At 38.9% G+C, this 19,362-nt stretch carries 17 protein-coding genes; 10 read left to right on the top strand and 7 right to left on the bottom strand.

Annotated elements, in window-relative coordinates; translation table 11 throughout:
- The first annotated feature begins 34 nt into the window (after positions 1–34).
- The 5 genes from ABGT15_RS01670 to ABGT15_RS01650 all read left to right on the top strand — a co-directional run bounded on the left by ABGT15_RS01670 (position 35) and on the right by ABGT15_RS01650 (position 4,500).
- Positions 35–568, top strand: coding sequence for a DUF4136 domain-containing protein (locus tag ABGT15_RS01670; protein WP_367229674.1), 534 nt, complete (start codon positions 35–37; stop codon positions 566–568).
- A 189-nt stretch (positions 569–757) separates the two neighbouring features.
- Positions 758–1,144, top strand: coding sequence for a group III truncated hemoglobin (locus tag ABGT15_RS01665; protein WP_367229673.1), 387 nt, complete (start codon positions 758–760; stop codon positions 1,142–1,144).
- Positions 1,145–1,215: 71 nt separating this feature from the next.
- A complete protein-coding gene (locus tag ABGT15_RS01660) occupies positions 1,216–2,265 on the top strand; it encodes a DUF6340 family protein (protein WP_367229672.1) in 1,050 nt (349 codons plus the stop codon).
- Between the two features lie 111 nt (positions 2,266–2,376).
- On the top strand, positions 2,377–4,134 hold the full coding sequence (locus ABGT15_RS01655) for an aromatic amino acid hydroxylase (RefSeq protein WP_367229671.1): 1,758 nt from the start codon (positions 2,377–2,379) through the stop codon (positions 4,132–4,134).
- A 57-nt stretch (positions 4,135–4,191) separates the two neighbouring features.
- The gene (locus ABGT15_RS01650; RefSeq protein ID WP_367229670.1) at positions 4,192–4,500 is read left to right on the top strand and encodes a rhodanese-like domain-containing protein; all 309 of its coding nucleotides are present in this window, start codon (positions 4,192–4,194) and stop codon (positions 4,498–4,500) included.
- 51 nt (positions 4,501–4,551) lie between these two features.
- Here ABGT15_RS01650 and ABGT15_RS01645 read toward each other — a convergent pair whose 3' ends face one another.
- From ABGT15_RS01645 to alaS, 6 genes are all read right to left on the bottom strand, one after another.
- Positions 4,552–5,199, bottom strand: a complete 648-nt coding sequence (locus ABGT15_RS01645; protein WP_367229877.1) for a DUF4230 domain-containing protein — start codon at positions 5,197–5,199, stop codon at positions 4,552–4,554.
- 78 nt (positions 5,200–5,277) lie between these two features.
- Entirely contained in the window at positions 5,278–5,934 is a 657-nt protein-coding gene (locus ABGT15_RS01640; protein WP_367229669.1) for a response regulator, read from the bottom strand.
- A gap of 3 nt (positions 5,935–5,937) precedes the next feature.
- Entirely contained in the window at positions 5,938–7,704 is a 1,767-nt protein-coding gene (locus ABGT15_RS01635; protein WP_367229668.1) for a tetratricopeptide repeat-containing sensor histidine kinase, read from the bottom strand.
- Between the two features lie 305 nt (positions 7,705–8,009).
- The gene (locus ABGT15_RS01630; RefSeq protein ID WP_367229667.1) at positions 8,010–8,960 is read right to left on the bottom strand and encodes a GSCFA domain-containing protein; all 951 of its coding nucleotides are present in this window, start codon (positions 8,958–8,960) and stop codon (positions 8,010–8,012) included.
- 84 nt (positions 8,961–9,044) lie between these two features.
- Entirely contained in the window at positions 9,045–9,791 is a 747-nt protein-coding gene (locus ABGT15_RS01625; protein WP_367229666.1) for a hypothetical protein, read from the bottom strand.
- 139 nt (positions 9,792–9,930) lie between these two features.
- On the bottom strand, positions 9,931–12,567 hold the full coding sequence (alaS, locus tag ABGT15_RS01620; protein ID WP_367229665.1) for an alanine--tRNA ligase: 2,637 nt from the start codon (positions 12,565–12,567) through the stop codon (positions 9,931–9,933).
- A gap of 272 nt (positions 12,568–12,839) precedes the next feature.
- Here alaS and ABGT15_RS01615 point away from each other — a divergent pair, with 272 nt between their 5' ends.
- The 5 genes from ABGT15_RS01615 (at position 12,840) to ABGT15_RS01595 (ending at position 16,126) form a co-directional block, all read left to right on the top strand.
- Positions 12,840–13,817, top strand: a complete 978-nt coding sequence (locus tag ABGT15_RS01615; RefSeq protein ID WP_367229664.1) for a M23 family metallopeptidase — start codon at positions 12,840–12,842, stop codon at positions 13,815–13,817.
- Positions 13,818–13,880: 63 nt separating this feature from the next.
- The gene (locus tag ABGT15_RS01610; RefSeq protein WP_367229663.1) at positions 13,881–14,210 is read left to right on the top strand and encodes a MerR family transcriptional regulator; all 330 of its coding nucleotides are present in this window, start codon (positions 13,881–13,883) and stop codon (positions 14,208–14,210) included.
- A gap of 63 nt (positions 14,211–14,273) precedes the next feature.
- A complete protein-coding gene (locus ABGT15_RS01605) occupies positions 14,274–14,891 on the top strand; it encodes a LemA family protein (RefSeq protein WP_367229662.1) in 618 nt (205 codons plus the stop codon).
- Positions 14,891–15,328, top strand: a complete 438-nt coding sequence (locus tag ABGT15_RS01600; RefSeq protein WP_367229661.1) for a TPM domain-containing protein — start codon at positions 14,891–14,893, stop codon at positions 15,326–15,328. Before ABGT15_RS01605 ends, ABGT15_RS01600 begins: the two co-directional genes overlap by 1 nt.
- Positions 15,329–16,126, top strand: a complete 798-nt coding sequence (locus ABGT15_RS01595) for a TPM domain-containing protein (protein ID WP_437125348.1) — start codon at positions 15,329–15,331, stop codon at positions 16,124–16,126. It begins immediately after the preceding gene.
- A 410-nt stretch (positions 16,127–16,536) separates the two neighbouring features.
- On the opposite strand, the gene ABGT15_RS01590 is transcribed toward ABGT15_RS01595, so the two are convergent.
- Positions 16,537–19,317 carry an outer membrane beta-barrel protein gene (locus ABGT15_RS01590; RefSeq protein WP_367229660.1) on the bottom strand — a complete coding sequence of 927 codons (2,781 nt, stop codon included), beginning with the start codon at positions 19,315–19,317 and terminating at the stop codon, positions 16,537–16,539.
- Between the last annotated feature and the right edge of the window lie 45 nt (positions 19,318–19,362).

Here is a 19,362-nt window from a genome sequence, read left to right as displayed (position 1 = left end):
AACTTCTGGACTTTAAACTTAAAAACTAAAGTATATGAAGACACTAAAACTGCTTTCGTTGACATTGCTCTTCCTTTTAAGTGCTTGCAGCACGGTAAGAGTTTATTCTGATTTTGACAACACTGTCGACTTCAGTCATTATAAAACCTATGCTTTTCAAAAAAGCGGTGTCGATAAAGTCGAAATTTCTGATCTGGACAAAAAACGCATTTTGCGTGCCATCGATGCAGAAATGAACAAAAAAGGCTACACCAAAAGCGACACTCCCGATTTATTGGTTAACATTTTCACCAAAGAAAGAGAACGTGTGGATGTAGACCAATACAATGCCGGTTGGGGATACGGTTGGGGCTGGGGTTGGAATCCTTATATGTGGGGAGGACGAACCTATGTTTCCACCTCAACAGAAGGCACACTGTATATCGATTTAATCGATGCTAAGAAAAAAGAGCTCATCTGGCAGGGAAAAGGCAGCGGCTACCTCACTGAAGAACGCACTAAAAAAGAAGAACGCATTCAAGAGTTTGTTTCTAAAATTTTAGCACAATTCCCTCCGGATAAAAAATAAACACAAAAGACTGTCGGTTTTGACAGTCTTTTTTAATTGAAGTCCACTTCAAAAACAATTTTCTTCCGATAGAATCAAAATGCGAGTTCCTGACGACCTTGACAAGCAATGCTTTTTCAGAAGAAAACATAACATTTATCATATTTTCAACGGTAAAATTAATATACTTTTACCTCAAACAAATTCCCAATGACAGACATTCAAAATCTGAACGATATCAAACAAATGGTTAATTCCTTTTACGATAAGGTAAGAGACGACGCATTTATCGGGTCTATCTTCAACGAAAAAATTCAGGATCGTTGGCCGGAACATCTTGAAAAAATGTACGGTTTTTGGCAGACGGTTTTACTAGATGTTCATGCCTACTCCGGCAGTCCGTTTCCACCGCATGCCCAACTACCCATTAACAAAGAACATTTTGACCGCTGGATTGAAATTTTCAATCAAAACATAGACGATCAATTTTCAGGACCAATTGCAGACGAAGCCAAATGGCGGGCCGGAAAAATGGCCGAGATGTTTAACTACAAAATTGAGTATTTCCGAAACGCCAACCAGAAACCTTTAACATAACGAATTGATTTTTTGTTTTGATTATTTCGCAAAAAGTTTACATTTGAAAAATAATCAAAATGCTGATAATCATGATAAAAAACTACTGTAAGATATTCGCATCACTTTTAGCCTCCGGACTGCTTTTTTCGTGCAGCTCCACCAATTCGTTAACAATGAGTGTTACGGAACCGGCCCCTATTCATCTGGAATCAAAAGGAAAATCTGTGGGAATACTTAATCGCTCGTTGCCCGCCAAACAAAACGAAGTCTTCGACGCTATCGACAAAATCTTATCTGCGGAAGGAAAAGACTTCGACAAAGACGGCGCGAACGAATCGGTTCTCGGATTACAAAACGAATTAACCAAAAACAACGGATTCAATGCCGTTAAACTCATCGACGAGAGCGACCTTAAATCAGTTGGTTTAAGTGTATTCCCTGCTCCTTTGTCTTGGGAAACTGTCGAAAAAGTATCCCGACAAAACCAAGTGGATTATTTGTTCGAACTGTCTTTTTATGACACCGACACCAAAGTGGCCTATAAAACTGCAACGGTGGAAAAAGCAAACGTTTTAGGCATCAAAATACCGGTTATTGAACATCAGGCAACGGTTTCCACACTAATTAAAAACGGATGGCGTATTTACGATGTCCGTAACCGAAATATAGTAGACGAGCAAGCCAACAACAACGTAACAACATCAGTAGGAAAAGGCATCAACCCTGTTACGGCGGTCGAAGCGGTCTTAGGCAGAAAACAAAACGTGCTTCAACTCAGCAACCATCTCGGCTCTGATTATGCTTTAAAGACCTTACCTTATAAAATACGCGTTTCCAGAGATTATTATGTAAAAGGCACTTCGAATTTTGAAATTGGAAAACGCAGGGCTCAAACCGGGAATTGGGATGGTGCCGCAGAACTTTGGGAAAAAGAAATCAACAATTCCGATCCTGAAATTGCGGGTAGAGCCTGCTACAATATGGCGATTATCAATGAAATTAACGGAAATTTAGAAGCAGCCGTAAACTGGGCTTCCAAATCCTATAGTGATTATGGCGACAAACTGGCTTTGCGCTATTTAAACGTATTAAAAAACAGGCAATATAAAAAACAACAGCTGGAATCACAGCTACAGTAAGGGAAGAAATGTTTTAATTTGGGTACGATAGACTTGTTGCGGCAATGCTAAAATCGTTGTAATCTCCTTAAACATTTCATAACTTTACGCCCAAATACAACACACCACATTATGAATACAACTTACGAGACCAACCCATTAATCGAAAGATTACCAAAGCATCTGAAACAATTCATCAAACCGCAGGATTACGAGGAATACACGCCTATCAACCAAGCAGTTTGGCGTTATGTAATGCGTAAAAATGTAGACTATCTCGGAAAAGTTGCCCATAGCTCCTATTTAGACGGTTTACGTCAGACTGGAATTGACATCGAAAGCATCCCAAACATGTATGGCATGAACCGCATCCTGAAAGAAATAGGTTGGGCGGCAGTAGCGGTAGACGGTTTTATTCCACCAAATGCTTTTATGGAATTCCAGGCGTATAATGTGTTGGTGATTGCATCAGACATTCGTCAGTTGGAACATATTGAATACACCCCTGCACCGGACATCATTCATGAAGGAGCCGGTCACGCCCCAATTATTGCCAACCCGGAATATGCGGAATACCTTCGTCGTTTCGGAGAAATAGGCTGTAAAGCGATTTCATCGGCTCACGATTATGAAATGTATGAAGCCATTCGTTTGTTATCGATTTTAAAAGAGGCTGAAGGCACACCAGAAGCCGAAATTGAAGCCGCAGAAAAACATGTAGACGACTTGCAAAACAATTTAGGAGAACTTTCCGAAATGGCACAAATCCGTAATTTACATTGGTGGACTGTGGAATATGGCTTAATCGGCACCATACAAAACCCTAAAATTTACGGCGCTGGCTTACTTTCCTCCATCGGAGAAAGCGCTTGGTGCATGACAGAAAATGTCAAAAAATCACCTTACGACATTTCCGCGGCCAATCAGAGTTTTGATATTACAAAACCGCAACCGCAATTATTCGTAACACCTGATTTCGCACATTTAAACCAAGTACTGGAAGAGTTTGCCAATAAAATGGCGTTAAGAACGGGTGGTTTAAGCGGTGTTCAAAAATTAATCAAATCGAAAGCACTTGGTACCATCGAATTAAGTACCGGCGTTCAGATTTCAGGAGTTTTTACCAATGTAATTGACCATGAAGGGAAACCGGTTTATATTCAGACCACAGGAAAAACAGCATTGTCCTACAGAGAAAAAGAGCTCGTAGGTCATGGCACAAATTACCACGCAGAGGGCTTTGGTTCGCCAATCGGAAAACTGAAAGGCATCAACCTAGCCATTGAAGACATGAGCCCGCGTGACTTGCGCGCGTACGACATTTACGAAGGCGAACAGGTTACATTAGAATTTGAAGGCGATATCACGGTTACGGGAGAAATCATCACCGGATCAAGAAACCTTCGAGGGGAAATTATCATCATCAGTTTCAAAAACTGTACGGTAAAACACAAAGACACAGTTCTTTTCCAACCGGAATGGGGTACTTACGATATGGCTGTTGGCAAAAAAGTAATTTCTGCTTTTTCAGGACCTGCCGATGTAAACAGCTTTGACATGATTAGCCACGTTCCTTCATCCAAAACGATCAAACAGAAAAAATCAACAGAACGCGAAGAGTTGGAAAACCTGTATAAAAACGTTCGTAATATACGCGAAGGAATACATGCTGAAATCACACTGAAAGAAGCCTTTGCAGCTGTTTCTGCCAACCATCATAATGATTGGTTACTTTCCGTAGAAATCGCGGAGCTAGCACAAAAAGAAAACAATACCGATTTAATCGATAAAGTTTTAAACCATCTGGAAAACGTAAAAATTTCCCGCCCGGAAGTAGCTCATTTGATCGCTAACGGCTTGGATTTGATTTTTGACAAAACAACAGCGTAACATAGGTTACAGTTCGTTCGTTCGCAGCGGATTACCTTTGTCAAAAAAAAACAAATCATGGGATTATTAGAAATATTAGGATTGAGCAGCAAATCGGAAAACATTTCTGAATACGTTGCTAAAGAAGCGGTTATAATTGATGTTCGGACAACAGGAGAATTTGCTGCCGGACACATTAAAGGCGCTAAAAACATACCATTGGATACTATCGCGACAAAGGTTTCTGAAATTAAAAAATTGAACAAACCGGTTATTGTATGTTGCCGTTCCGGAATGCGCAGCGGTCAAGCAGCCACTATCCTGAAACAAAACGGCATCGATGTGATTAATGGCGGTGGCTGGGAAAGCCTTCAAAACAAACTATAATTTTCCATTTTACAAAAACAAAAAATCCCAAGAATTCTCTTGGGATTTTTTTTACAGCTTAATGGTTTCAACCATTTGTTTTTCATTTTCAATCACTTGACTTTTGTATTCAAGCTTCCAACCCATCGAATTGGTCAGAATCAGGATTTTCGCTAACTCACTCAGTAATCGGTTTTGAGCATTCGATTTTAGAGATGATTTTTCGATTTTGGCAGCCAAATCGGCTTTTACTTTTTTATTGATTTTATTGTAATCATCACCGGTAAAAGGGTTCATCCTACTCTGTTCCACATCGTAAAACTGAATATCGGGACTGATTTTAATTTCTTCTTTAGGAATACTGACAATCGTTATCGTTTTGTTTTTCTCATCGATATCGTATTTCACTTGCCGCAAATCGTAGGCAACCGTCACATCGGCATTGATAATGATTAACGCTTTTTTCTCAAAAGAAAGCAAATCCATTAAGTATCTCTGTTGGTCTTTATAGGTCATCACCTGAGCAAAATGTCCTTCGGTTACCACCAGTTTCCCCACATTCTTGATTTTCTCCTGAATCAAATCCGAATTGTACTCCGTTGTAGTTGTCGCTTTATCGGAAGTAAAATATTTATACGCCACAACTCCAATGATTATGAAAAGAATCAAATAAAGTAACTTCCCGGAACGTCCAATAGCCTGAACCAAGGGAATCAGCATATTTTTAATTGCGGTTTCGGTGGTTGAATTTCTGCGTGTAGCCATACCAATGAATTTACTTACGAAGATAGGGAAAACTTAAATCCAATTGTTGTCTTTTGCTTTTTGAATAGCTTCTATTTTGGAATGTACCTGCAATTTCCGGTAAATATTCTCTATGTGTTTTCGAACCGTGCTCGGCGATAAAATCAGATTTTCAGCTATAAAAGTATAACTCAATCCTTTGCTCAACTGTTCAAGCACCTCAATTTCCCTCTCGGACAGCTTCACATTTTCCTGCTCATTTGCATCTTTAATTTCAATGGGATTACGAAGCAAACGCAAAGTCTTTACAGCAATGGAAGGGGTCATTGCCGCACCTCCGTTAACGGTTTCGAGAATTCCGTCATGAAGTTCCTTTGCATCAATTTCTTTCAGCAGATAACCGTCTGCACCTGCTTTTATAGCTCTGAATATATTTTCGTCGTTATCAAAGACCGTCAGCATGATTACTTTCACATGAGGGTATTTTTTCTTGAGTATTTCCGTAGCTTCGATTCCGTTCATAACCGGCATTTCGATATCCATAAGCACCACATCTACCCTGTTATTTTCCATCATTTTTTCCAGTAACGCTTTACCGTCATAGACAAAAAAACGAGGATCCATATCTTCAAAAAAAGACAGTTTTTCAAAAACGGTTTTGATTAAAAACGCATTGTCATCTGCAATAGCAATTCTGATTTTTGCTCCCATACTTTACGAAAACTGTACTTTAACTATAGTTCCTTTGTTGATTTCTGATGTTATGAAAATTTGACCTCCAATCTCTTCAATCCGCTTTCTCATATTTTCAAGTCCGTTACCCGGTGCAGCATTTTTAACATCGAAACCGTTACCGTTATCTGAAATGATTATGGCAAACCGGCTATATTCTTCTGTAAGACACACATCAATTCGCGTTGCTTCAGCATATTTTATACTGTTATTAACCGCTTCCTGAATAACCCTATACAGATTAATCCCTTTAAGAGATGAAAACGTCACGGTATCTGAAACCGATGTATCAGTCCGGAATTCAAATTCAGCACCGTGAGCCGATATTTTCGCATTCCCTATAAAGTTAGCAATTCTGGTTTTCAAATCCGAAAAGGAAATTTCATTTTTATTCATCGCCCAGATGGTATCCCGCAACTCTCCAATTGTGTTTTTGGTAAAACCGCTAATATCGGAAAGCCTGTCTTTCAGCTTTTCATTTTCAATCGAAAAACCATATTTAAGATTATCCACCGAAGATATCACAAATGTAAGCTGAGCCCCGATATTGTCATGCAAATCTCTTGAAATTGCAAGTCGCTGTTCTTGTAGCTTATGCTGTATTTCGATTTGTTGAAGTGCTTCTTTTAATTCTTTTTCCCGAAGTAATTGCTTATTCTTACCTCTCTGTCTGCTATACACCAGGGAACCTAATAAAATTGAAAAAACTAATAAGGAACCAATTCCCAAAAGCCAAAGGTTTTTTTCAGCCAGCCCTGCCTTCTGGATCAGGATTTCTTTTTCTTTCCTTTCAGTATCGTATTCGATATCCAATTCCGCCTGACGGGTTTGCATTGCTATATCCTGAATACTGTCTTTATAGCGTGTGCCGTTTTTGAAAAATTGCAATGCGTTTTCAAACGCTTTGTTTTCCTCGTAGATTTCAGAGAGCATCTGATAGTTTTCCTGCGTAAGATGGTTGTATTGATGTTTTTCACTTAATTCAAGTGCTTCGGTAAAACATTTTATAGCTTGCTGCTTATCCCCTAAACTTTTAAAATAATGACCATAAAAATTAAGGTTTTCCGCAATACCTACTTTATCGTTAAGCCTTACCCGCATCGCATATGATTTATCCAAAAGCATTTTGGCCTCCGAAAACTTTTTCTGCATGATGCGTACCATCGCAATTTTGTTAAGACTGTACGGAATGGCGAAAGAATCTTTAGCAACTTCTTTCAGTTTAAGAGCTTTATTATAGAAAAACAAGGCACTATCCAAATCATGCTGCATTTCTTTTAACACACCATAATTGTCGTAAATCGCATTAAGTTTCGCCTCCTTCAGATGCAACTTTCCTAACTTCATCGCCTTATTCATATAAAACGAAGCTTGTTCCATATTTCTTCGTTTCAACTGATAGCCATATTCCCCATATATTCTGATTAAAGCCGGCATGTCATTTTCTTTTTCAAAAAGGCGCATGGCTTTTAACATGCAAAATGTGTTTCTATCGTATTTCCCCTGATAATAGTACAGTAAACCGAGACTGGAATATGCTTCTGCCATCCCTTTTTTATACTTTATCCGGGCTGCATTTTCAACATTAGACAAGGTGAGCCGTATTACTTTTGAAGTATTGGCAATTTTGTAATCAAACGGTAGATTATTAATAGAATCGATCTCTTTCCGGGAAGGATTTTTGGCATCGGAAAACTGCACTACTGCAAGAAACAAGAATGTAAATAACAACCGGATTCGTAAAACCATGAGAGGATATTTCGCTAAAGTTAATACAATTCCTGCATAAGGAAATGGGAAAACCTAAAAATCCCTACCAAATTAACAACTTGTCCGATAGGGATTCTTGTAGATTTTATCGGTTGCAGAGGTGAAAAACATTCAAAACCAGACAGAACAAAACCAAAGCTATGATAAATGCTATCACAATATTCATTCTTCTGTTTTTTGACACTTTGGCTTTCAACCTCTTAATAAACAACATTAGCCTTAAATATTTGCGTCAAATCTAGATTTTTTCAATCTAGAAAAACAATACGGCAATTGCCTTATTTTTAAAAAGAAATTGAAGGATTGTGCAAAATGATTCGGTTCATTTTCTCTTTCAGATTTTGCAAAAAAAGCTGATAACTCTCCGAATTTGGATTAAACGGCCGATGCAACAAACCTTTTTGTACTGCATCTACCTCCTCCATCACAGCCAGGGTATCTTCCGAAATAAGCGATTGAGAAAATCGTTCCCAAATGTAGGTCACTGCCAAAGAATTGGGATGCAGCATATCGTCGGCATAAAAACGATAATCGCGTAATTCGTCCATCATGATTTCATAACTTGGGAAATAATCCACTGTTGCCCACTGCGCCATAACAACATGATAAACCGCCGACAGAAGATGCGCTTTACTTACATTATTCTCCGAAAAACCATCTTTGATGTGACGTACCGGAGAAACCGTCAGAATGAATTTGGCTGCAGGATTTACAGCCAAGACCAACGCGATAATATCTTCCAGATTTTGTTGCATTATTTCTGCAGAAAGCAATTCTTTTGAAAACTGTTTTTGGGACACTTTATGACAATTGGCTACAATTTCACCACTTTCAGTATTTCGATACACCCAAGCCGTTCCTAAGGTGATAATAATATGACTGGATTCACTTATCCAACGATTTGTGGTATTGACGATTTGATTTAGATTATGAAGAAAAACATCTTTATCAGAATTACTTAATTCGGAATGCACTTCAAAACAGTTCCAGCGCTCGTTATGATAAAAAACATCGGTTTCGGTAAAATAGTCCTTATGAACGGCTCTTCGGATAAGTTTTTCAAGAGAAACCGAATTGAAGATAATCCCAAACGGATTTACAAGGTTTTGAAATCGGAAGTACTCGAATTTTTCCGCCATATTTTCTGCAAAACAAGACCCCATTGACAAAATTTGAGAATTATAATCTATTGAAAAATTGCTTTTGGGAATCGGAACGGTTGTTTGCAGTTTCATCGGTAACTTTTTCTCAAAAATACGCATAAAAAAAGAAACCCAAAATCGGAGTGATTTTGGGTTTTACATATTTGTATAAAAAAATTATTCGTAGAAAAATTGTGTCGTTTCTTCTCCATCAATATCTGTAGTCACACAAATTACTGGATAGTTAGCTGAATTGTAGGTATAAACATTTGTAATTGTACCTTCCACAGATGAAACCTCAGTAAGGATATTGTGAGCAATGGAATCAGCATAACCGCCAGCAAAAGCAATTTTACCCATTCCGGTAATATTTTTCATTGCTCCATTAGCTGAGTCATGAGTATAAACAATTGTTGAAGTTGTAACACCACCTTCATATTCTTCTATTTTGGTAACTTCACCATTTGTAAAGAAAATTTTCCCCGTATTGTTCAGTTGAGTTTGCTCAACAGTGTCTCCAATATAATGTTCAACAGATACTGTTCCGTCTGCATTATAGGTATAAACTTCTTTATTTCCCCAATCCATTCCCGGATCCAATCTCACATAAGATATTAATTTCCCTTCCGAATTATAGTTATAATTATCTATTTGATCAACAGTTCCGTCATTAGTTTTATATTCAATCTTTGTGATGTTATCTCCTGTATACGTAAAATAAAGATCTACTTCTTCCGAATCATTATCTATTGCAGAAACCAATTTAGTTCCATTATAATTAAAATTCATTACATAAGCACCTGTAACTGTTTTCTTCAGTAAATTACCGGAAGAATTATCAGAAGAACTGCCACTATCACTATCACTGGAACACGAAGCAAACAAAAGTGCCAGAGCACTAAAAGCATAAATAAGTTTTCTCATTGGAACTATATTTTTAAAATATTTTTTACAAAAAAAGAATATTCTACTGTTATAAAAAAATATTTATAATAACTATTTGTTAAAAAAAAGCTCAAATCGACAATAATTTGAGCTTCAAACAACTGTTTTTAAAAAACATTTATTTTACAAATTCAACGGCTTTCTCAAGTGCTTCTTTGATTCCACCAACATTTTTACCTCCGGCTGTTGCAAAGAAAGGCTGTCCGCCTCCGCCACCTTGGATGTATTTTCCAAGTTCACGAACGACTTGTCCGGCATTTAAACCTTTGCTTTCCACTAATTCTTTTGAAATATAGGACGTTAACATTGGTTTATCATCGGCTGCTGTAGCTAATAATAAGAATAAGTTATCTTTATTCTGACCTAATTCATACGCTAAATCTTTAGCACCGTTAGCGTCTAAATCTACTTGCACCGCCAAGAAATCAATGCCGTTGATGTTTTGCAGTTGTGAAGCTAATTCGCCTTTTAGGTTTTTCGCTTTTTCCTTTAACAACTGCTCGATCTGTTTTTTCAACTTGGCATTTTCATCCTGTAAAGAAACTACCGATTTGATTACATCTTGTGGATTTTTCAACGTTTCTTTAACCTCTTTCAGTGTGCTTTCCTGAGCCGCGAAGAATTGTTTCACGGCATCATTGGTAATCGCCTCAATACGACGGATTCCCGCCGCAACAGCACCTTCACTCGTAATTTTGAAATGCCAGATCTCTCCTGTATTTTTCACGTGGATGCCTCCACACAATTCCATGCTTTCTCCGAATTTAATTGCACGCACATTATCGCCGTATTTTTCTCCGAACAACGCCATAGCGCCTTCTTCGATTGCCTGAGCAAACGGAATACTTCTTCTTTCGATAAGCGGTAATTGCTCTTGGATTCTTGCGTTTACAAAATCTTCCACCTGTTTCAATTCCTCTTCCGTCACTTTTGCAAAATGCGAAAAGTCGAAACGCAGGTAATTTGGTGCCACCAACGATCCTTTTTGCTCCACGTGGGTTCCTAAAACCGAACGCAACGCTTGGTGCAATAAGTGTGTCGCCGAGTGGTTGCTCGCCGTATGGTTTCTTAAATCCGTATTTACTTTTGCCTGAAAAGTTCCGTTTACATTTTCCGGTAAGCTTTTTGCGAAATGCAGAATTAAGTTGTTTTCTTTTTTAGTATCGATGATTTCGATTGTCTCGTTGGCCGAAACCAAAGTTCCTTTATCACCTACCTGACCTCCACCTTCCGGATAGAACGGCGTATTGTCTAAAACGATTTGGTATAATTTTCCGTCTTTTTTAGAATCCACTTTACGGAAACGGGTGATTTTTACTTCATTCTCGGTTTGGTCATAGCCTACGAAAGTTTCCACATTTCCAGGAACCAACACAGTCCAGTCTTCGGTTGACACTTCGGAAGCCGCACGGGAACGCGCTTTTTGCTCCGCCATAGATTTATCGAATTCGCTTTCGCTGAACGACATGCCTTTTTCTTTCAGGATCAAAGCCGTCAAGTCTTTTGGAAATCCGAAGGTATCGTACAATTCGAATGCTTTTTCACCAGATACCTCAGCGCCTTTAGTCTCAACAACCACATTCTCCAACAACTGTAATCCTTGATCCAAAGTTCTTAAGAAAGAAGCTTCCTCTTCCTTGATCACGTTAGATACCAGATTTTTCTGTGCTGTAATCTCCGGGAAGAAAGCCCCCATTTGATTGCTCAATACCTCCACCAACTGATAGATGAACGGTTCTTTGGTTCCTAAAAATGTAAATCCGTAACGGATCGCACGACGTAAAATTCTACGGATTACATAACCTGCCCCACCATTAGACGGCAATTGACCATCGGCAATAGCAAACGCTACCGCACGAACGTGGTCTACAATTACGCGAATCGCAATATTGGTCTTGTTTTGCTCGTCGCTGATCTCTTTGATTTCGTTGTTGGTATATTTTTTCCCTGTGATTTGTTCTACTTTTTCGATAAGTGGCGTGAACACATCCGTATCGTAGTTGGAGGTTACGCCTTGCATCGCCATACACAAACGCTCGAAGCCCATTCCGGTATCTACGTGTTGTGCCGGTAATTTTTCTAAAGAACCATCGGCTTTACGGTTGAACTCCATAAATACGTTGTTCCAGATTTCTACTACCTGCGGATGATCGGCGTTTACCAACTCACGGCCGGAAACAGCTGCTCTTTCTGCATCGGTTCTTAAATCGATATGGATTTCCGAACAAGGTCCACACGGTCCTTGGTCGCCCATTTCCCAGAAGTTGTCTTTTTTATTTCCTAAGATAATGCGGTCTTCTGAAACGTATTGTTTCCAAATGTCGAATGCTTCTTGGTCGAACGGTACATTTTCTGCCGGATTGCCTTCAAACACGGAAACGTACAAGCGGTCTTTGTCTAACTTCAACACTTCTGTTAAGAATTCCCAAGCCCAAGCCAGAGCTTCTTTTTTGAAGTAATCACCAAACGACCAGTTTCCTAACATTTCGAACATGGTGTGGTGGTAGGTATCAAAACCTACATCTTCCAAATCGTTGTGTTTTCCGGATACACGAAGACATTTTTGCGTATCGGCAATACGGGCGCTTTTTGGTGTTCCGTTTCCTAAGAAAAACTCTTTGAATTGAGCCATTCCGGAATTGTTAAACATCAAAGTCGGATCGTCTTTTAAAACGATCGGCGCCGAAGGAACGATTAAGTGTCCTTTGCTTTCAAAAAAATCAAGGTAAGCCTTACGAATGTCTTGTGATTTCATTTTTTATTTATTTGCTGCGACGTCTAATTCGCAGTATTTTTATTTGATTCCAAAAAGTAAAATGGTTGCTCTCCTAGCCCTGACAGAGCGGTTAGCTCCCAATTTTTCATTGGGACTAGTAGTGATGGCAGGAAAAAGGTATCCAAACAGGCCAAATGTTTCGCTTCAAAAAGCACTTTACTTTGAAACATTTTTTAAATTTGTTCGTATAACCCCTACAACCGGTTAACCAACACCATTTTACAAGCTGCAAAAATAGTATATTTTAGAACATGTCGAAGGTAAAATATATTTACGATCCTGAAAAATTAGCCTATCGGAAAATTAAACCGAAAAAAGGGCGTAAGTTCGGCTATTTTGCACTTTTTTTGGTGGCTTCGGCACTGTTTGGCTTTTTGTGTTTTGTGGTGCTTTTGAACACCTCGTATTTTGAAACGCCGAAAGACCGGATGATGGCACGGGAAATCGACAACATGAAAATCAATTACGCCATTCTGAACAAGCGGATTGAAGTATTGAACGAAACGATGGGCGATTTGGAAGATAGGGACAACAACGTTTACCGCGCGTATTTCAACAGCTCGCCTGCTGATGAAGAATTGCGAAAAGGTGAAAAACCAGCCAAAAACCGTTACAAGCAATTGGAAGGATTTAACAATTCGGATTTGGTGATTAATACCTCGAAACGCTTGGATGTGATTTCCAATCAGATGGCATTTCAGTCGAAATCGTTGGACGAGATTGTAAAATTGGCAAAAGGAAAAGAAAAGTTGTTGGCGGCGATTCCGGCGATTCAACCGGTTAAGAATGAGGAATTGCGTCAGATGGCTTCCGGGTTTGGATATCGCAGTGACCCGTTTACGAAAGTACGAAAGTTTCACAAAGGCATGGATTTTACCGCCAGAACCGGAACACCGATTTATGCGACAGGTGACGGCGTGGTGGAAAGAGCGGATGCCTCACTTTCCGGATATGGGAATCATATTGAAATTCGTCACGGCTATGGCTACAAAACCCTGTATGCACATTTGAGCAAATACAAAGCACGACCGGGACAAAGAGTAAAACGCGGTGATATAATCGGTTATGTGGGCAGTACCGGACGTAGTGAAGCACCTCACCTGCATTATGAAGTGTACCAAAACGGAAAAGTGGTGAACCCGTTGAATTTTTATTACGGCTCGATTTCAGCCAAAGAATATGTTTTAATTTCACAAATTGCCAACCAGGAGAATCAGTCGCTGGATTAGAGGAAAGAAGATAGATGCTGGCTTCTCACTCATCATTCATAATTTATAATTTATAATTCAGAAATGCATTTAGACTTACCTGAAAAAAGATATTACAGTATTGGCGAATTAGCCAAGGCTTTTGACGTAAACACTTCCTTAATTCGTTTTTGGGACAAGGAATTTGACATTCTAAAACCAAAGAAAAACGCGAAAGGAAACCGAATGTTTACACCCGAAGATGTAAAAAACCTGCAACTGATTTACCATTTGGTAAAAGAGCGCGGCTTTACATTGGACGGTGCGAAAGTACATCTGAAAGAAGGCCAGAAAAAAACGCTGGATAAATTCGAAATCATTCGTAAATTAGAAGCTATCAAAGTGCAATTGACAAATATGAAAAACGAGTTGTAAGTAACAATTCACAAAATAAACGACTAATAACAAACATAAAATAACCTTTAAAACTAAACACACATGAGAAAATGGTTAATTCCCGTAGGTATAATTGTAGTAGTAATTTTTGCGTTATACAGCTGGGCAAAAGGCGTAAACAACACCGCAGTTACAATGAGCGAAGGTATCAAAGAAGCCTGGGGTAATGTAGAAACTTCGTACCAAAGAAGAAATGACCTTATCGGAAATTTGGTTAAAACCGTTCAAGGGGCTGCCGATTTCGAAAAAGGAACATTAACCGCAGTAATCGAGGCGCGCGCGAAAGCAACTCAGGTAACAATTGATCCTACCAATATTACACCGGAACAATTGGCACAGTTCAATCAGGCGCAAGGCGGCGTATCTTCTGCCTTATCAAGATTATTGGTTACTGTGGAGCAATATCCGAATTTAAAAGCCAATGAAAACTTCCTTAAATTACAGGATGAATTGGCCAGTACGGAGAATCAGATCTTAACAGCACGTACCCGTTTTAACGAGCAGGTAAAACCATACAACACGCACATCAAAACGTTTCCTAACAGCTTGTTAGCAGGCATGTTCGGATTTACGGAAAAAGCGTATTTCGATGCAGTGGCTGGTGCTGAAAAACCGGTTGATGTACAATTTGATTTCAACAAAACTGAAGAGAAAAAATAATGTCTTTAACTGAAGATTTTCTAACCCCGGAAGAGGAAAAAGAAATTGTGCACGCAATTTCGGTAGCCGAAAAAAATACGTCCGGCGAGATTAGAGTCCACATTGAAGCCCATACTGAAAAACCTCCGCTCGAAAGGGCTCAGGAGGTTTTTCATGCTTTAGGCATGGACAATACGGAAGCAAGAAACGGTGTTTTGTTTTACGTAGGTGTTCAAGATCACACGTTTGCGATTATTGGCGATCAAGGTATTGACAAAGTCGTAGAAGCTGATTTTTGGGATTGCACCAAAGACATCGTCATCGAACATTTCAAAAACAAACGCTTCAAACAAGGTATGGTTGAAGGCATTTTAAGAGCAGGTGAGCGTCTGAAAAAACATTTCCCTTTTGAAAGCGACGACACCAACGAATTATCTAACGAAATATCCAAAGGATAAATGACAAACTTCCTTTTAAAAATGATAAAAATCCTGATTGCGGTAACCTTTTTACTGTTGCATCAATTGGGGTTTGCACAATTTACCATTCCTGAGAAACCTAGTTTTCAAACCAGTGTTTACGACTATGCTAATTTACTAAGCACAACCGAAAAGAAACAACTGGAAGAGAAACTGGTTCGCTATTCCGATTCGACAACCACGCAAATTGTAGTGATTACCATAGAGGATTTAAAAGGGGAAGACATCGGTATCCTAACTCCGAAATGGGCACATCAATGGGGTATCGGGCAGGCTAAGGAAGACAATGGTATTCTGATCTTACTTTCTAAAAACGATCGCAAAATATGGATTGCTCCCGGATATGGCGTAGAGGACCGACTGACCGCCGGAATTAACGGAGAATTGATTCGTAACATCATTATTCCCGAATTCAAAGCCGGAAGCTATTACAACGGTTTAGACAAGGGTTCCGATGCCATTTTCGAAGTACTGAAAGGCAAATACAAAGGCAGTCGCATCGCCGACAAACAGGAAGGCACCAGCATTGGAAAAATCATTTTCTTTATTGTCATCTTTATCATCATCATTATTATTCTATCCAAAAGCAAAGGCGGCGGAGGCAGTGGCGGTCGCATGTCCGGACCGGATTTAGGCGACATCATCATCCTAAGCAGTTTGGGTCGTGGCGGTTTCGGCGGCGGAAGTTCTTCTGGCGGCGGCTTTGGCGGTGGTGGATTCGGTGGTGGTTTTGGCGGCGGAGGTTTCTCTGGTGGCGGCGCTGGCGGCAGTTGGTAAAACGGTTTTCAGTAGACAGTATAAACAAAAAGAGATTGCTTTCGCAATCTCTTTTTGTTTATTACCACTTCCTTAACGCACATGTTTTCTTTAAAATCGTAACTTTAAAAGAAAAGAAATCATGAAAAATGTTGCAATGAAATGGGTATGGGCAACAACACTTTATGTATTTACTTTTGCCGTTTTGTGTCAGACCGCAATACTGTATAAAGTTCTGATTGGTTTGCTGCTACTGGGGTTCATATTAATTCCTTTAATGGTTTATTATGTCCTGATCGATGACTACACTACAACAAAAACTTTTCGGGATTGGTATGAAGATCATACTGTATGAATTGCTTTTCTTCGCTTATTAGATAAATACTAAAACAAAAAAGAGATTGCGAATAGCAATCTCTTTTTTGTTTTTCTTAATGCATAAACATCCCTCGAGATGGTTTTTCCTTACCTGCAAATTTTTCAATTTTATAGGTTAAAGAAAACATAGCATAGCGTTTTAACACCGTATTTTCTTCATCGCGAATCGTGGTCGCCGAAATGGTTCGCGTAGCACTCTGATTCTGATTCAACAAGTCATACACTTTAACTTTCGCCGTGAATTTCTTATTATAAAAACTATAGGATAAACTAGTGTTCCATAAATAGAAATTCTTTTTAAAACCATCCGCAATATCCGAATTGTAATTGTAACTGAAATCATTTCCGAAAACCCAGTTTTTAGGCCAGTAATTCGTAGTTTGCAAACCTACCTGATGTTGAAAGTTTGATGCCGAACTGATTGAATAATTTGTATAATCCGTTTTACTCAGGATATAACTGTAGGTTGGATTAATGGTTAGCAATTCGCCGTATGAATAAGTAAAATTTGCTCTAGCTCTCCAACGGATACCGAATGCATCATACAATTCGTTGTTGATAAATCCTTTATTCATAGAAAAATTCACACTACTACCCGCTCCAAATTTAAATGTATGTGACTCTCTTTTAATCGTTTTATTGATGTTAAAACCCGACCAGGTATAATACGTATCGTGCACATTGCTGTACGTTGTTTCGCGTTTTCCGTTACTTCCGATTCTTGTTGCAGAAACATATTGACTGTCATAGTAATTTCCACCCAAATAAAAACTCCAACCTGACTTTTGCACATAATCGTAATTATTGAAACTGAAATACAGATAATGTCTTTTATTCAAGTCCAGATCAGAATTTCCGACAACCGTATTCAAGGGATTCGCATAATCGTTAACCGGCATCAACTGGCTCGCAGAAGGCAAATCGAATTCATAAGAATAATTCATCCAAATATGTTTTGATTTACCCAATTCATAACTTAAATTCAAATCAACAAATGGTAACGCATAATTTTTATCCAGCTTGGTCTTGTTGCCCTGATAAAAAGAATTCCCTTCAAAACCTATTATAGTCGTCCCTCCTCTTAAATCAAAATTAAATTTTTTCTTATTTAGAGAAATTCCTGTTCCGGGTTTAGCAATTCGGGCTATCGACGAAATGTTATTGGTCTGATTAACATTAACGATACTATACGAATCGGTTACTCCATCATAATCGAACGATTTACGGTCATCAGACGTTTTATTCCACTGGTAATCAATCCCAACATTAACTTTAAGAGAATCCGTTACAGGCTCTGAATACGTCAAATCGACACGATAGCTATCTTTGGTGTTTCTGCTCTTCCGAATCTGATCCCGAAAATCATCCGGATCGGTTCCCTGATAAAATACAGTAGCCGATTTATTCGCTGAAGTAATCTCATCCTTATTCGACGAATTTTCAACCATAGCGCTTAAAAAACGTCCTTTTCGCTTAAACGATTTATTAAAATAAAGCTCGTTTTTAAATTGATTGGCCTGACTCTCATCAAACGATTCCGAAGTACTCTCATTCTGCAGCGTATTGGTTTCATCTACCGAAAACTGATACGATTTATCCCTGTCCTTACCCGATGAAATAGCAAATTTCGGAATGTAAACAATTGAGGTTGTGGAATCAATTTTATACTCAAACTCCATATTCGCCTGATGTCCGAAACGATCCGATTTTGTTTCCGAATTGGATTGGCTTGTAAAAACACGATCTTCCAAAAATTCAATCTGTTTGGTTCTTCTTGAATTCTTTGTATGCTGATCGGAGAAAAAATAACTCGCAGTCGATTCAAAATTCTTAAACCATTCATCAGAATAATTCATCCCTACCATGTCGGATTGCGTGATTCCGGCACCCCCACCAAAACGCATTCCGTTAATCCCGAAAGAACCGTTGTCGTTATAATACACCGATCGGCTGCGGCCACCGCCCATATTGTCAAAAATTTCATCCATGGAAAAACCAACCGAGTTGATATTGTTAGACGATGCCAACACACTGAATTTTCGCTTGTTCTTAAAGTAATTGACCAAAGCACTGCCTTCATAACGCTCGTCAGTACCGTACCCCCCCATAAATCTCCCAAAGAGGCCTTTGTTTTTATCTTCATCAATAGTTAAATTGATGCTGGTATTATTCCCCGTAGCAGCCTGACCGGACAACTCTTCTTTCTTGGTCTTGGTATCGCTTATCTGAACTTTATTGACAATATCAGAAGGTAAGTTCTGCAAAGCGATTTTTCCATCTTTATCGAAAAAAGGCTTCCCGTTCACAAGAATTTGATTTACTTCTTTACCGTTTACCGTAATTTTCCCTTCCGAATCGATTTCCACACCCGGCAATTGTTTCAACAACGTTTCCACATTGGAATCCGGTCTTACCTTGAAAGAAGCTGCGTTAAATTCCAGTGTATCTTTTTTTATACGAACCGGAGGTGCTTCGGTTTTCACAATTACTTCTCCAAGCATTTGCGCCTCTTCCTGCAATGTAATTACACCAAAATCTTTGCTTTCCGACACACTTTTCATATCGATTTTATGATTTTGAAAACCCGTCATTGAAAACTTAAGCGCTATTGGTTCTTCCATTTTTTTTAGAGGAATGGAAAAGCTTCCGTTTTTATCTGTAATGGTATAGTCTACCAGCGAAGAATCTTTGACTTTGGAAATATAAACCGTCACGGCTTCCAACGGGAGCTTCACTTTGTCGTCTATGATTTTCCCTTTAAAAGTAACAGAATTTTGTGCGAACGAACACGTTGCATACATTGCCAGAACCAGCAACAGAAGTTTTTTGAACATAAATGATATAAAAAAAAGCGGTTAAAAATGATTTCTCATATTAAC

Origin of the sequence: Flavobacterium enshiense (assembly GCF_040750275.1) — a bacterium.
Taxonomy (GTDB): Bacteria; Bacteroidota; Bacteroidia; order Flavobacteriales; family Flavobacteriaceae; genus Flavobacterium; species Flavobacterium enshiense_B.
Note: the sequence above shows the minus strand (reverse complement) of the source record. Positions and strands in the feature narration are given on the sequence as shown.